This is a genomic window from Aliivibrio thorii (assembly GCF_057368585.1).
Genome location: NZ_CM170655.1, coordinates 731,747 through 748,226 on the forward strand (window position 1 = coordinate 731,747; position 16,480 = coordinate 748,226).

General features: G+C 38.2%; 6 protein-coding genes and 3 tRNA genes. 7 read left to right on the forward strand and 2 right to left on the reverse strand.

The annotated features are described in order from the left end of the window. Positions 1-94 precede the first annotated feature (94 nt). The 6 genes from AC2IP4_RS17410 to AC2IP4_RS17435 all read left to right on the forward strand — a co-directional run bounded on the left by AC2IP4_RS17410 (position 95) and on the right by AC2IP4_RS17435 (position 11,525). Positions 95-7,522: a tandem-95 repeat protein gene (locus AC2IP4_RS17410; RefSeq protein WP_486310772.1), complete on the forward strand. Its 7,428-nt coding sequence runs from the start codon at positions 95-97 to the stop codon at positions 7,520-7,522. A 135-nt stretch (positions 7,523-7,657) separates the two neighbouring features. Next, on the forward strand, positions 7,658-10,108 hold the full coding sequence (locus AC2IP4_RS17415) for a hybrid sensor histidine kinase/response regulator (RefSeq protein WP_486310773.1): 2,451 nt from the start codon (positions 7,658-7,660) through the stop codon (positions 10,106-10,108). Positions 10,109-10,141: 33 nt separating this feature from the next. After that, the gene (locus AC2IP4_RS17420) at positions 10,142-11,041 is read left to right on the forward strand and encodes a diguanylate cyclase (protein WP_375319914.1); all 900 of its coding nucleotides are present in this window, start codon (positions 10,142-10,144) and stop codon (positions 11,039-11,041) included. 161 nt (positions 11,042-11,202) lie between these two features. Then, a tRNA-Ser gene (locus tag AC2IP4_RS17425) sits at positions 11,203-11,293 on the forward strand. A gap of 50 nt (positions 11,294-11,343) precedes the next feature. Further along, positions 11,344-11,419: transfer RNA gene (locus AC2IP4_RS17430), tRNA-Thr, on the forward strand. A gap of 30 nt (positions 11,420-11,449) precedes the next feature. Continuing rightward, a tRNA-Asn gene (locus tag AC2IP4_RS17435) sits at positions 11,450-11,525 on the forward strand. Positions 11,526-11,848: 323 nt separating this feature from the next. Here the strand turns inward: AC2IP4_RS17435 and AC2IP4_RS17440 are convergent. Further along, positions 11,849-12,328 carry a DUF1097 domain-containing protein gene (locus AC2IP4_RS17440; RefSeq protein WP_486307327.1) on the reverse strand — a complete coding sequence of 160 codons (480 nt, stop codon included), beginning with the start codon at positions 12,326-12,328 and terminating at the stop codon, positions 11,849-11,851. A gap of 520 nt (positions 12,329-12,848) precedes the next feature. Here AC2IP4_RS17440 and AC2IP4_RS17445 point away from each other — a divergent pair. Beyond that, the gene (locus tag AC2IP4_RS17445; protein ID WP_486307328.1) at positions 12,849-15,494 is read left to right on the forward strand and encodes a beta-N-acetylhexosaminidase; all 2,646 of its coding nucleotides are present in this window, start codon (positions 12,849-12,851) and stop codon (positions 15,492-15,494) included. 576 nt (positions 15,495-16,070) lie between these two features. Here AC2IP4_RS17445 and AC2IP4_RS17450 read toward each other — a convergent pair. Then, complete coding sequence (locus AC2IP4_RS17450; RefSeq protein WP_486307329.1) at positions 16,071-16,388, reverse strand: hypothetical protein; 318 nt, start codon at positions 16,386-16,388, stop codon at positions 16,071-16,073. Positions 16,389-16,480 lie beyond the last annotated feature (92 nt).

Consider the following 16,480-nt stretch of genomic DNA (forward strand, 5'->3'; position numbering starts at 1 on the left):
TTGGTTTTTTCTTACTCTCTTTCCTATGCTCTCTGATGAACTGCATACTCTTTATTGGTGTGTTTAAGTCAGTATAAATGGCAAGGAGCAACACATGGCTAGTGAGAATAATAACGAAAATGATGATCTAAATGGTGCTGTTGAACAAGTAATTACGGAGGATGGCGCATCTTCTTCGGATAGTCTGACTGGTAACCAAAATAATCAACAATCGACCGCGGCAAATACCGTTGCCACAGGAACTGATGCTGTTGCTCCATTAGTGGCAGAAGAAGAATCGCAAGACAATAGCAATGAAGACTTAAATGACTCACCCACAGCAGAAGAAGGTGAGGAGAACAATGTTGAAGCCGTAAATGAAGAAGAAGGCAATAACGCTGACAACGACACAGGTTCAAATGTGGTTGATAGCGAGCTTGATGAAAGTGGTACTGAAGAGCCTAACTCGACATCAGCACAATCAAATACAGAAATTCAAGATGTTGGTGGCGAGGAACCTCAAGAAGGATCCCCAACGTCTAGTGTTAATAATGGAAATGCTGAAGAGCCCGAAGTATCGTCTTTTTCTGTTAGTGGTGGTGCTCAAGGTGCTAACTCTGAAGGTGGCGCATTTAGTGATGAGGCGATGGATAGCCATACCTTTGGTGTTAATGTTGAATCTGAGCGTTCTATTTACTCTGACGAGTTGGAGCATTCAGATACAACAATCGATACGATGACTTTTGCTGTTAATGTCTCTCCTGTGAATGATGCCCCAACTGTTGTTGATCAGCTTTTTACGATGCAAGAAGACGGTGTCATTACTTTTACTGCCGAAGAGTTATTGGCGGGTTCTGCTGATATTGATAATGATACCTTACACATTGATGCGGTAACTTATACCGGAATGAATGGTGTGTTATCTGAAAATCCAGATGGCAGTTTTTCTTTTGCTCCGAATGAAAATTTTAATGGTCATGTTAATCTTGGTTTTACTGTCTCAGACAGTGAAGCAACGGTTGAAGCCAGTATAGAATTAACGATTGAAGGCGTTAATGACATCCCCGTTGCGGGAGCAACCGCTTATCAAGTAGATGAAGATCATGTACTGACATTTACAACTGAACAGTTATTGGCTAACTCAAGTGATGTTGAGGGGGACGTATTCGTTCAATCGGTAACGTATTCTGGCTTTGAAGGAGAATTAGTTAAGAATGAAGATGGTACTTACTCGTTTACGCCAAATCCTAATTATTACGGAGAGTTAGACTTTAACGTTGTTATTGTTGATAACGAAGGAGCGACTGCAAGTACAACAGCAAATATTCAAATTGTCTCTATTAATGATCCTGTTGTTGCTGTTGATGATTCGGCACTGCCAGCTAGTGAACCTCTTATTCGTCTAGATTCCGCACCTGAGCACGGTACATTAGAGTATTTAAATGATGAGTATGAATGGGTAGAAATGGTGGTCGGTGAGGAATATCCTGCTGATACAGAAGTTCAATTTGTACCTAATGTGGAAGACGTTCAATCTGCAACGTGTGATATTCAAGTTGGTAGTTTTGATAACAATACAGAAACAGCAATTTTTGATGGAACAGCTTCAGCTTCTGATTGGGGGGTTGTTGATGGAAATACCGCAATCTTTACTGAAGATGGCGTCACAATAACAACTGAAGTTAGCAATGGAGACCTGTTTGCTTGGAATGGGGCAGGAAACTCGATGGGCGCCGGTATTGGTGACCAATCAGATAATGGATTATCCAATGACGATACGTTGGTTGTGACGATTGATGGGGAGGATGTTAATCAAATTACCTTTCAATTGGATGGTCTCGGCGGTTGGTTTGATGAATCGCATCCGCAAGCAACAGAAGTAGTTATTACGGCCTATGATAGTGAAGGTAATGTTATTGATTCTCAGGGGGGGTTTAGAGAATCAGGCGAGTATCAAGACTTATACTCATTTACAACCGATCAACCCGTTCATCACTTTGAATTAGGGACTAGCGGTGGTGGTGGTACGTATGTCGTTCAGAATATGACGGTTTCACGTACGTTATCAGAAGATCTCCAGTTAATTACAATTCAGCCTGATGGCAGTGAAATTAACAGTGAGCTTTCACTTGATTTGAATTACAACACAGCAGATCAAGCGATTGATGTAACAGAAGATCTGATTAATATTGATGACACCATTACGTCAACACCAATACAAGTGCTTGAAGATGGGCAGTTATTGTTAAGCGTCGGTGATTTATTAGCAAATGATTCAGATGCGGATGGTGATCTTCTTACTATTATTGATGTGCATACAACTGATAATTCTCATGGGGAAGTGAGCTTAACTGAAGACGGTCAGGTACTTTATATTCCAGAACCAAATTATTCAGGAGAGGCTGATTTTCATTATGTAGTTACCGATGGTAATGGTTCATTTGATTCTGCAACAGTGACTATTGATGTCATTCCGCAGCAAGATGCCCCAATTGTTTCCAGTAATCTTGAGTTAGCTATTGATGAAGACGGTTCTATTACGTTAACTCAAGCCGAGTTACTTGCGCATACGGTTGATCTTGATGGCGATGATCTTACTGCTTCTAATCTTTCTGTGGGTGGAAATGCACAAATTATCGAGAATGAAGATGGCTCATTTACGATCACGCCTAATGAGAATTTCAATGGCGAGCTAGCGATTAGTTTTGACGTTACTGATGGCATTGATGTTGTAGAAACAGGGATTGATTTAACCGTTAATGCAGTGAATGATTTAACCGTTGTGTCTGGCGATATTTCAGCATCTACTGACGAAGATCACTCAATTACGATAACTCAAGCTCAACTACTTGCTAATGCTGCGGACATTGATGGTGATGCACTTTCTGCACTGAATTTAGTGGCTGAAAATGCAGAAATAGTTGCTAATGATGACGGGTCATTCACTATTACGCCACATCAAGACTTTAACGGAATGATTAATGTCAATTATGGCATTTATGATGGAACTGATACCGTTGTATCGAATTTATTATTAACGGTCGACCCTGTAAATGATGCGCCTGTTATTTCAGCTGATGTTCAAATCACGATTGAGGAAGATGGCTCTTATACTGTTACTCAAGAAGAATTACTGCAATTTGCAACTGATGTAGATAGTGATGACTTAACTGCGAATATTGGAGCGCAAGGAACAGAAACAACAGCAACAGGGATTGTGGTTGATGCCGAAAGCGGAGAGCCTATTTCTGGCGTCTCTATTGAGTTAAGTGATGGGTTTGGCAATAGTGCGAGCACAGTTACTGATACGGATGGTTCATATTCTGTCACTGGATTCGTTTTAGAGGAAGGTACGGTATTCATTACTGAAGAAGGGTGTATTACTTCGTGCTTCTCTGTGAATGAAGGGGAAACATTAAACAGCGGTACAATAGCGATATCTGAGGTCATGGATGTGACTGATATGCGTATTGTTGTGACATGGGGTGATTCGAGCGAAACTCGTGACTTGGATAATCACTTATGGTTGTATAACACCGAGACAGGTGATGAACTTGATCATATCTATTATCAAGATATGTCGCATCAATTGGGAGATGGAAGCGTCCTACAAGATGTAGATGATACCAATCGTTATGGCCCTGAAACGATTTCAATTCCGAATTACGCTGATGCAAATATGCATTATTCAGTGCATAACTACACCGCTCGCTCATGGGATGTTGAAGGTGTTGATGATGTGAAGGTTGATGTGTTTGTTGGAGACACTTTAGTTACCTCATTTGTGCCTAACTTACCTGAAAACCCGACAGGTGATCATTGGCATGTTTTTGATATTGTTGATGGTGTGATTGTCCCAGCACAATTTGTTGCTTCAGAGAGTCAGTTTGCAGTACCTAGCCAAGCTGAAGTGAGTGGTAATTTAGACGCTATTGATATTAGTGATGTAGTAAATGGCACTGATGATGAAAGTAATGAACCTGACAACAATACTGAAGGTTCTGGTAGCTCTGAGGGAGAAGGGGAACATTCAGTCAGTGGCGAAAGCTCGATTAGCAATATTTCTGTTCCAAATGGTGTAGTTACTGACAATAGTGATGGTACTTACACTATTACACCAGATGAAAACTTTAATGGTGATTTTTCAATCAATTACAGTGTTGATGATGGTAATGGTGCAGTTGTTCCTGCCCAAGTTGATGTGTCTGTTACAGCGGTAAATGATTTAGCGGTAGTTCAAGATCATACCTTTACATTAAACGAAGATGGTGAGCTGATTATTACAGACGAAGAGCTTCTTACGGGATCTTCTGATGTTGACGGCGATGAATTAAGTGTTGAATCAGTCACTTATTTTGGTGACGATGGGACTCTGATTTCTAATAATGATGGAACACATACGTTTACACCAAATGAACATTTTAGTGGTTCGTTAAATCTCGACTTCAGCGTCAGTGACGGTACTGATAGTGTGAATGCGAATATTGCCATTACTGTTGATGCTGTTGCTGATGCTCCTGATTTGGTAATTACTGATAGTGAAGGCCAAGCGATTAATGATGGCGATGACATTAGAGATAATGCAAATGTTATTGAACTGAATTTAGCTGCAGAACTTGTAGACCAAGATTTATCAGAAAGCTTAGTTGTCACAATGGGAGGCGCGCCTGAAGGGAGTGTCATTCACTATAATGGCGATGCAATTATTAATGACCAAAATTATGGATTAACGAGCTATGCGGATACTAATGTTACCGTTACTTTCCAAGGAGAAGAGGCCGGTTATCAAAACTCTGCAGGTTACTATATTGTTGAAGCTGATGGGGCAATTTCAGATGTTAAATTAGTGTATGAAAATGCCTCAGAGCAAGGTTCTGGTGGTGATCTCATTCCTGGTTCTTCTTCTTTTTCATTTGATATTGAAGAAGGGAAAAGCTTTAATTTATTCGTTGTACCAAATGGATTTAATCATAATCACTTTGCTGAGATGCACAATGGCGAATTTGCTTTTAGAGATGAAGATGGGTCACCATCCACAATGGATTCAATAGATCCTCAACTTGTTTTTATTGATGAAAGTGGCATTGAAACTCTGATTCAAAGTCAAAATGGAGATACCATTTATCATGGTGGTAATAGCATCAACCTAAATCAAGACGGAGTAGAGCATACTCGAACAACAATGAATGAGCAGGGTGAGCTAGTCTATGGTATAGAAGATATCTATGGTGGTGGCGATAGAGATTATGATGATTTCACTTTTACAATTAATTTAGGTGAAACGAACCAATCTATCTATAGTGGTGAAATTCCAATCATTGGTGATGATCCGGTAGTTATACCAACGATTATATTAGATCAAATTATTTCTCTTGAATTACCAGAGGGATATAGCGATGAGTTTGACCTGATTATTGAAGCTACGTCGACTGAAGAGTCTAATCAAGACAGTTCAACGACGACACAAACAATCCATGTTGATGCTATAGAGTATGCGCCAGAAGTGACGCCAATAACTGCTGTCATTGATGAAGATAATTCAATAACATTAAGCCAAGCGGATCTATTAGCAAATGCAAGTGACATTAATGGTGATGATTTAATAGCAACAAATTTAGTGGTTACCAACGGGCAAGCAACCGTTACTTTAAATGAAGACGGCTCATACACAATTATACCAGACGCTGATTTTAATGGTGCTGTTGATGTGAGTTTTGATGTAAGTGATGGCTTACATATTGTTGCTACAGAACTTCAATTATCCGTAACCGCAATTAATGATGCTCCTGTTGCCCCTACATTGGTGATAAGTGAAAATGAAGACGAAGTCTTATTGATTGACCCTAACTTCATTTTATCGCAAGTAAGTGATGTCGATAGCGTAGAACTTACGTTGGAAAGCGTCAGTGTTCGCTCACCTGCTCAAGCTTCAATTACTCAAAACCAAGAAGGAATGTATCAAGTTATTGTGCCTGAACATTTCAATGGCCCGATAGATATTGCTTATGCGGTGAGTGATGGAGAGTTAACAACGGAAGGAACCGTAAACCTGACTATCATTCCTGTTGATGATGCGCCATTCCAATCAGGCAATGCACATTTAGCAACGGATGAAGACGGTGAAGTAACGTTCAATAGTGCTGATTTGATTGATCTTTTTGGTGATGTTGATAGCGTCTTAACCGTATCACGAGTGATTACCGCTGAAGGAGAAGAAGCGGAAGGCACAGTCATTGATAATGAAGACGGTACTTGGACATTCACCCCAACGGATGATTTTGCTGGCACTACCGGTTTACAAGTTGTTGTGACTGATGGCACAACAGAAGTCAGCATGGATATGAACGTCTATATTCGTCCTGTTGCTGATGGTGTTGCAATTACTACAAGCTTCGATGGGCCTCTGGTTTTCCCTGAAGATTCAACAGGACATTTCGGACTGAATATTGAACAATTAGATACATCAGAAATTATGACCAGTGTCATGATGACAGGGTATCCAATTGGATTTGCTGTCGGAGATGGCGAGCATAGCGTGACGATAACCGAGCAAGGACAGAATATCGATATTGGTGATTGGAATCTTGATGGTATGACCATGACACCGCCAGCAGATTTTAATGGTAATTTCTTTGTGACCGTGTCAGTCGTATCATTGGATGAAGTGGAAGACCCTGCGGATAACTCTGTAACTCAAGAGCTTGGTAGCCAACCGGAATATGAGTCTTCTTTTGTTTTTGATGATGATGGTTATGCGTTATTGTTGAGTTCGGATTTACTTAATACATTAGAAGAAAATACGCCTGAAAATAGTATTTCTGGTGTTTCTTACTCGGGGGATAACGGCACTCTGATTGATAATGATAACGGGACATGGAGCTTCTGGACTACCCCTGATTATGACGGCGAAATTAATGTGGATTTCACTACCTCTGATGGAGGAACCCACCAGGTAGCGCTGACTCAAAATAATATTGATGACGCATCTTCATCCAATGCTCAGACTGATGATTCTGAATCGTTGCGTGTTGATAATTCATCAGAAAGTGAGGCTGATTACACCGCAGCACCGGGTGATACTCTTAATGTAGATATACCTAGTGAGATCTCTAGTAATGATGAGGTTGATCATATTCAAATTAATGGGTTACCTGAAGGCATAGAACCAGTTCAAGGACTATCTGATGGAGAGGGTGGATATGTCGTGAGTGATATATCGCAACCTGTTGCTCTTGCCATTGATGAGAGTTTCTCTGGAGAAGTCAGAGTTGAAATGGTTGGAATGACCGCAATGGACGACCCAATTGATGGTGCCACTGGATTTAGTTTAATTGATGTTGATTCAAACTATGAGATGCAAGGGACAAGTGCAGACAGTAATAATGCAGGAGTTCAAGATGGAGGCGATCTACAAAACCAAGATTGGACAACCGTAGATAATACTGATGTTGGTGTGGATGTCATGGATGACAGCGCAAGCTTTGATTCTCCAGCTCAAGATACAAATACTGATGATGATCTATCTATACTGAATGATCAATAACACTTTATTGTAGTGACAAAAGACGAAAACCTTGGTTTACCTCAATATCTAACGATAAAGAGAGGCCAAGGTTTTTTTTATTATGAGAAAGTATCCTAGACTATCTTTATCACTAGAAGTGTCATAAGGATATGCATGAAACGTTTAACTTCTCTTTCTATAAAGCTGTTGCTGCAGATGGCTGGAATCATCATTACGACACTTTTACTGATGTATTTTTATATGAATTATCAATTTCATGAGCATGAAGAGCGACTCACTGAACTGCAATTAGAAATAAATCTCGCTAAAAATGACATGTTAATGTTACGTCGATATGAAAAAGATTTTATAAGTCGAAACGAGGTGAAATATCATGATCGCTTAGAAGTTGGAATTGAACATTTCGAGGTAAGATTAGCCCAAATTTATCGAGTACTCGTGATTGAGGAAATTGATATAGGCGGTAACAGTTTAGAGTTAATACAAGACATCCATAAGTATGGGGACTCGTTTCATGAATTAACTGAACTTTTAAGTATACTAAATGGGGAGGGGAATAAAAAAGGGTTATTTGAGCAGCTAAAAAAGGAATCAATCAGTCTAGAAGAAGGGTTATTATCGCTGAATAATTTGGCATTAAATAAAACCATGCTTGTACTACAAGAAAAGGTTTATGATTTTTACTCCAATATATCAAGAAAAGAAGAAGCAACCATTCTGTATGAACGCGATCAAATATTTCAACTGATTGAGATTATGGGAGCAGATATCGCTCGCTTTAATAATGATAAGGTAAGTTACCAATATCTAATTTTTAAAAATAGTTTTGCTAATATTCAAAGCATTCACGCCATAGCTGGTTATAATCACCGATTAGGCTTACATGGAGAATTGCGTAAGGCGGTACATGCGATAGAGGCACGATTAAATGTCTTATTTGATACTGTTTCCTTACAAATCACTCAAGAAATCAGTCGATTTTATCTCTATAGCCAAATACTGTCCGTTGTTCTTTTTTGTCTTATTGTGAGTGTTCTAAGTGGCGTCGTTGTGATGACTTCTCGTTTAGAAAAACGGATCATACGCTCGCAAAATCAAGAAATAAAAGCCAATAAAGCGAAAAGCTCTTTTCTGGCGAATATGTCTCATGAAATAAGAACACCGCTTAATGGCATTATTGGAATGACTGAAATATTGTCCGCATCTACATTGACTGCCATCCAAAAAGATTACCTAGCAACGATAAACGCATCATCTCAAACATTACTCATGCTAATTAACGATGTGCTTGATTTATCTAAAATTGAATCTGGCAATATCGAAGTGAATGTACACAGTTGTAAACTCAAAGAAGTTATTTTTGATACCGCCGCTTTGATTGCACCTAAAGCACAGCAAAAAGGGGTAAATATAAAGATAATCATGAGCGAACACTTTCCTACTTACGTCAAGGCGGATGAACAAAAAATCAGACAAGTATTGATGAACTTAGCGTCAAATGCAGTCAAATTTACCGATGCTGGATCTATTTCATTTGAACTATCACTCAAAGAAGAAACAGAGACGACTTACCAATATTTTTTCTCAGTTAAAGATACAGGGTTAGGGATTGAAGAAAATAAGCATGACCAAGTATTTGAAGAATTTAAACAAGAAGATGATGACACATCAAAGAACTATGGTGGTACAGGGTTAGGCTTGGCTATTTCATCAAAAATGATCAAAATGATGGGGGATGAAATTAAGTTGAAATCAAGTAAAGGCGTTGGCAGTGAGTTCTATTTCTCTCTTGAATTAGAAAAAGATCATTCTCCTCAAAAGAGTGCTAAAAATAGAGAGAATAAAACGATTATTTATTGCTCTAAATCGCCTAAAGAGCTGCTAATTAACGAAGTGAATGAATACGGTTATAGCATAGAAAAAGTGTACTCAGTTGAAGAGATTAAAGTTCAAGAAACCTCAGAGTCTTTAATTGTATTAGAAAAAGAAGACTTTTTAGATCAAGTTGATCTAGTGAAAGAAAAATACCCAACATTACCTATCATACTGATTAGGAATAACACGGATACGAATCTAGAAATCGAAAGTGTTAATGGCTATGTTACTTATCCCCTATTAGGAGCTCGTCTCGAAAATCTATTGTGCTCAGTGTTTGAGCGTTCATATGAAAATGCAGAGGCTGACGTTGAAAAGAGGGGGCCGCAAATACAGTCAGGGATGGTTCTAATTGTTGAAGATAATAAAGTGAATCAACAAGTCGCTTCTATTAACCTTAAGATGCTGGGTATTGAATACAAAATAGCAAATAACGGTGCAGAAGCGGTTGAATTATATAAACGTTACCATGACGAAACTTTAGTGGTATTAATGGATTGTATGATGCCAGTAATGGATGGCTTCGAAGCCACTAAAGCTATTCGACAATTGGAAGAAAACGAAAACATGACATCTACTACTACTATTATTGCGTTAACGGCCTCAATATTGGACGATGACATCCAAAAATGTTTTGATAGTGGAATGGATGATTACTTACCTAAACCTTTTAGAAGAGAAATTCTTCAAGAAAAAATTGCAAAACTTCAGTTAACCTATAAAAAATAATGGGTTGATGTAGGTAATAAAAATAGGGGATGTATGTTAGTAGAACAAAAAATATTGATTGTTGAAGATGAGCCAATAAGTAGTCAGGTATTACGGCATTTATTGAAACCTTTGACTTCTATTGTAGCTAAAAATGGAATTGAAGCTCTTGAGGCTATCGATAGAGAGGAGATTGATTTAATTCTACTGGATATCCATATGCCTATTATGGGGGGCTTTGAAGTCATTGAAAGGTTAAAAAATGACGATAAAACAAAAGACATTCCCATCATTGTTATTACCGTTAACCACTCAACAGAAGATGAAATTCGTGCTTTGGATTTAGGAGCAGTAGATTTTATTACCAAACCCTTTAATTTGGTTATTTTACAGAAACGAGTTCGTAATCAATTAAGATTAAAGTTGAAGTCGGATTTACTTGAAAAGCATGCCTCATTAGACGGGTTAACTAACTTATTAAATCGACGTATGTTTGATTCGGATTTAGAAAGTAAATGGGCTGAAGGGCGCAGGTTGGGAGTAAATGTTGGCCTCATTATGTTCGATATCGATCATTTTAAGCAATTTAACGATAACTATGGTCACTCTGCAGGAGATGAAGCACTGGTTCGAGTATCAAGAGCGTTAATGGGAGCACTGCAAAGACAAACCGATCGAGTCTATCGATATGGAGGTGAAGAGTTTACTCTTATTCAATTTGATACTGATCTAGAGCAATTAAAACAAACGGCAGAGTTATTGCGCCAATGTATTTATAACTTAGATATCCTTCATGAATACTCATTCCATCAAAAAGTCAGTATTAGTATTGGTGTCGCTTTAGCAGAAAGTAAAGATGAATACTCTGAGCTTTTGTTATTACAAACGGCAGATAAAGAATTGTATAAAGCGAAAGGAAATGGACGTAATTGTATTTCATCTATAACCATTTGATAGTTGTCGGTTATTTATTCAATTTTAATAAAAATCAATCAATTAGAGTTACTTTTAATCAAACGAACATTTTTTTTCAAAAAAAGGCTTGCGCCTGATCTCATTTTCTCTATAATGCGCGACATCACTTGATGAGGCAGATGCTTCAGATAGAGTCCCGTGGAGGGATGGCTGAGTGGTCGAAAGCACCGGTCTTGAAAACCGGCAACCGTTAATAGCGGTTCTAGGGTTCAAATCCCTATCCCTCCACCATATTCCATTGTTGAGCTAAGTTAGTTTGATGATGACAAAAGATATAGTGTGCCGACTTAGCTCAGTAGGTAGAGCAACTGACTTGTAATCAGTAGGTCACCAGTTCGACTCCGGTAGTCGGCACCATGTTTTCTCTTTATGAGATGAAATACCTGTTCCCTTTTAGTTCAGTTGGTAGAACGCCGGACTGTTAATCCGTATGTCGCTGGTTCAAGTCCAGCAAAGGGAGCCACCTTTAAGAGCGCCGCTTGATAGCAATATCAAGCGGCGTTTTTGTATTTGTCAGTTATAAAATAATCTTCTTTTTTGAATATATTTACAAAGATGTCTCATAAGTGATTGTTTTTAAAGTTATGAAATGTGTTTAAATCAATCCTGTCACTTTACAACGCTAGAAGCTCAGGAAGATATTCAAGGATGAATAATACCAATCTACATAAGTATTTGATCATTCCTGCTTGTTAAAATCGATTATATCTGCGTTATAAATTTTGTAATTAGCCCCACGAGTTATCATTAGATTAGTTAGAGGCTTTTCTTAATTGGGATTTTTCTTTAATTTTTGCTCACTGCCATTAATTTATTATTTTCTAATTTTTCTTTTAGCCACAAACCAGATGTCTTCATTGCATATGCAAAGACAACCCCTAAGATTAGAGATGGAATAACAAGTTGCCAGTTACCATTTGACGCAAAAGTTGCACATGAGCCAATAAAGGTACCAGGAATAAAACTTAACCAACTCTTTTTTGCTTGTGCACACATAAAGAAAGCAACAATAGCTGTAATAACATAACCAATGATCTCTAGGCTTACCATTGATGAAAGTTTAATGATGACCATAGCCCAGAAGACACCACTAAGATTAGTAGCAATACTTAACCCTATGCCTTTTAGTCCATCGGTAGGGGATGCAAAGTAGGTAGTACAACCAAGAAAACCAGCCCAACTTAATAATCCTAAGCTTACTGCTACCCAGCCCCAAAGACCTGAAAGAATGCCTGTAGTAATCGCAATGGCAATTAATGTACTCATGGTTATACCTATAATATCGGTTATTTGCTAATCACCTATCATAATGTCTTTAACTGTGATTTTTAGTGATTTAAATCTCCTTAATTAATTATTGTTACATTGCTCTCTTTGAAAATTGAGAGTGCAATCGATTGCACTTTTATGAAGTCAAAATGTAAATAGAAAAATAAAGTTTTAAGTAAATACACACATACATGTAAAACTTTATTTCACTGTGAATTAAGTATCTTGGGGTTGTAATGTGTATTGCTGATCTTAAATTTTTATTTTGTACCTCAGTTAGTTGGGGGTTATTGTGGGTTACCTCACATAATGATAATTATATTTTTAGTGGGGCTGCTAGTATTCCGTTCTGTTATAGGTTGATGTAACTCTCATTATTTTAATTTATACCGTGAAATATAGAATTAAGTGTGATTCAAAGCATAATTTGGATTTATCTTAATTTGTAAAACTAAAAAACTTTTGTATTGTAATTCCAGATTTGAATTTTAATTACTTTATTTTTAGGAATGGAATCATGTTGAAAAGAACCCTTCTTTCTACTGTTATTATGGCAAGCTTAGCGGCTTGTTCTTCTACTTCTTCTGAACAATCAACAGTTAACCAGCTGGCTGAAAACCTAGATATTAACTACACAGTGATTACTAACCAAGGCGCTGATGACGGCCTTGCTTGTAAAGAACTTCAGGCTGAATGGGCATCATGTAACAAAGTAAACATGACAATCACCAACACTGGTGAAGCGGTTGATTCTGCTGATTGGACAATCTATTTTCACAGCATTCGTTTAATTCTAGATGTTGAAAATGACCAATTTAAGATTACTCGTGTAACGGGTGATTTACACAAACTTGAACCAACAGATAAGTTTGATGGTTTTGCTGCTGGCGAAGAAGTAGTTCTTCCACTGGTAGCTGAGTACTGGCAGTTATTTGAAACTGACTTCATGCCTGGTGCATTTGTAACGGCTCCAGGTGCTGAAGCTCGTAATATCATTTCTTTGGATACTGAAGATACTGGCGAATATGTAGATGAAATCATCGGCGTTCAATTAAAGCGCACACTTACTGATAATAATGTAACAGCAACAGCTAATACACGTTTTGAGAAAAATGCTGATGTAGCTGAAGTAGATGCATCTGCTCACATTATTCCAACGCCTTTAAAGACGACACTAACGAATAAAACGGTTGATTTAGCAAAAGGTATCTCGATCACTGCTAATGGCATTGATGCAGACCAACTTGCTGCATTAAATCAACGTGCTGAACTTCTAGGGCTAGAAACTTCAGGTGAATACCCTGTATCTGTTTCTGTAGATAAGAGCCAATTTAAAGATGGCGTATCTGGTGCATACAAACTAGATGTAACTGAAGGCAAAACTACGGTTGTAGCATTTGATGAAGCCGGTGCATTTTACGGCGTGCAATCTTTATTAGCACTAGTAAGCCTAGATAGTTCAGAAATCCCGACTCTAAACGTAGAAGATGCTCCACGTTTTGAATACCGTGGCGTAATGGTTGATGTTGCTCGTAACTTCCACTCAAAAGAAGCGATTCTTGCGACAGTTGACCAAATGGCAGCATACAAGCTTAACAAATTACATCTTCACCTAACGGACGATGAAGGTTGGCGTTTAGAGATCCCTGGTCTTCCTGAACTAACTGACATCGGTGGTAATCGTTGTTTTGATGAGTCAGAAACATCTTGTCTACTGCCTCAGCTAGGTTCAGGTGCTGATTCAGATAACTTTGGTTCTGGTTTTTTCACAACAGAAGATTACCTAGAGATCCTAACGTACGCGAAAAACCGTAACATTGAAGTGATTCCAGAAATCGATATGCCAGCTCACTCACGTGCAGCAGTTATGTCAATGGAAGCTCGTTACGCGCGTCTTGCTGCTGAAGGTAAGATGGAAGAGGCGAACCAATACCGCCTGATGGATCCAAAAGACGAATCAAACGTAACAACGGTTCAGTTCTACAATAAACAAAGCTTCATTAACCCATGTTTAGATTCATCTTCAACATTTGTAGATAAAGTGATCACTGAAGTTGCAGCAATGCACAAAGCGGCAGGTGTTCCTCTATCAACATGGCACTTCGGTGGTGATGAAGCGAAAAACATCAAACTTCACGCTGGTTTCCAAGACATCAACGATGAAGAAAAAATTGCATGGAAAGGTGACTTAGACTTATCTAAGCAAGACTTCCCATTTGAAAAATCGCCACAGTGTCAGTCTCTGATTGCAAGCGGTGAAGTTGCAGATTTCGAACATCTACCAAGCCATTTTGCTGAGCAAGTATCTAAAATTGTTGCAGCTAAAGGCATCCCACACTTTCAAGCGTGGCAAGATGGTCTGAAATATTCTGAAGGCGCTAATGCATTCGCAACTGAATCAGTACGTGCAAACTTCTGGGATACTTTATACTGGGGCGGCGGTGCTTCAGCGTACGAGTGGGCTGAAAAAGGTTACGACGTAGTTATCTCTAACCCAGATTACGTTTACATGGATTTCCCATATGAAGTTGACGCAAAAGAGCGTGGCTACTACTGGGCAACTCGTGCAACAGATACACGTAAGATGTTCGGTTTTGCACCAGAAAACCTACCTCAAAATGCGGAAACATCAGTTGACCGTGACGGTAACGGCTTTGAAAGTGCAGGTACAGTAACACCTAAGAAACCTTTCTACGGTCTGTCTGCACAACTTTGGTCTGAAACCGTACGTACTGATGAGCAATATGAATACATGGTATTCCCACGTGTTATCGCAGCAGCAGAGCGTGCATGGCATGAAGCATCTTGGGAAAATGAATACAAAGCAGGTGTTAAATACTCTCTAGAAACAAACCTAGTGAATAAGAAAGCACAGCTTACTGATTGGACGAACTTTGCAAACACTATGGGTCAACGTGAATTAGCTAAGCTTGAAAGAGCGGGCATTGATTACCGTCTACCAGTCCCAGGTGCAGAAATTGCAAACGGCGAACTAAGCATGAATATTTCATTCCCTGGCGTAACACTACAATACTCTGTAGATGGCGGTAAAACATGGGCTGCATACGACAATGCGAACAAACCAAAAGTAACGGGTGACGTTCAAATTCGTTCTGCGTCATTTACTGGCGAACGTGTTAGCCGGGTAACTAGCGTTAAATAATTAAGCTAGAGTTACATTAGAAACCGTCATTAAATAATCAAACGGCACTTCTTTAAAAGGGGGGCCGTTTTTTAGTGCAATAATTCCTTCTTGTTAGTTAGATTAATCTAAGAAATAAGCTTTCTAATTGGAAGTATTATATTTATTAATACGATGTTGATCTATTTATTGATTTAACTGCTACTCATTTTTTTAGGTGGTAATGGCAACGATAAGAATCACCTTAAACTTAGTTATAATGAGGCTCTCATTATTTAATATTCTGCGAACTAAAAGTAATCATGATGTTGTTCAATTTTTTCAACTTTAATTCGTATATCTTTTGATTCACTCGAGTTATAGCTTACTTTTTCGTACTGATTATCACTTTTCTATAGTTAAACTTTTTTTGAGTATTTTTGCCATTGTATTACCTTTTTTAGTTTTGTGCGGCTCTTTAACATGTATAGTTTCAACACAGTCTGATATAAACTCAAATGCTCGGCCGAAACCTCTAAAATACAAACCTTTAATTGGCTTTATTATAAATAATTTAAAATCATCAACATCGAAAATCCCCGAAGAAAAAACACCAAGCTATTTTTCAAACATACTCCGTATTAGCTCTTTTTTTTCTAATTTTTTAATTTCACACTCCAATGTCACTCTTTTTCGAGAGTATAAATTTCCCTTTACTGTCGCCTCATTGATGATAATTACAGATATTTTTCCACCAATGTCGTAATAATATGTTTGCCTGGCCAGTTCTGAGGATAGGATATAAAAAAAACCTTCATGATAAAAAGTAGGGTGCGTTGAAATAAATGGCAGCTCTCTCTTAAAATCATATATCGACGCTGTTATTTCATTTGTACCTTTCATCAAGTTTTCAATTTCATGCTTAATGCTACTCATAAATACCAACTTAATACACTTCATAAATAAAAATGGTCTGTTATAAAATTTTAGGAGTGTATGTCAAGGTTTTTCATATATCTACCTGTAAA

Bases quoted from the DNA above. Each gene is read 5' to 3' on its own strand.
- AC2IP4_RS17410 (WP_486310772.1), top strand. From the start codon at position 95: ATGGCTAGTGAGAATAATAACGAAAATGATGATCTAAATGGTGCTGTT.
- AC2IP4_RS17415 (WP_486310773.1), top strand. From the start codon at position 7,658: ATGAAACGTTTAACTTCTCTTTCTATAAAGCTGTTGCTGCAGATGGCT.
- AC2IP4_RS17420 (WP_375319914.1), top strand. From the start codon at position 10,142: ATGTTAGTAGAACAAAAAATATTGATTGTTGAAGATGAGCCAATAAGT.
- AC2IP4_RS17440 (WP_486307327.1), bottom strand. From the start codon at position 12,328: ATGAGTACATTAATTGCCATTGCGATTACTACAGGCATTCTTTCAGGT.
- AC2IP4_RS17445 (WP_486307328.1), top strand. From the start codon at position 12,849: ATGTTGAAAAGAACCCTTCTTTCTACTGTTATTATGGCAAGCTTAGCG.
- AC2IP4_RS17450 (WP_486307329.1), bottom strand. From the start codon at position 16,388: ATGAGTAGCATTAAGCATGAAATTGAAAACTTGATGAAAGGTACAAAT.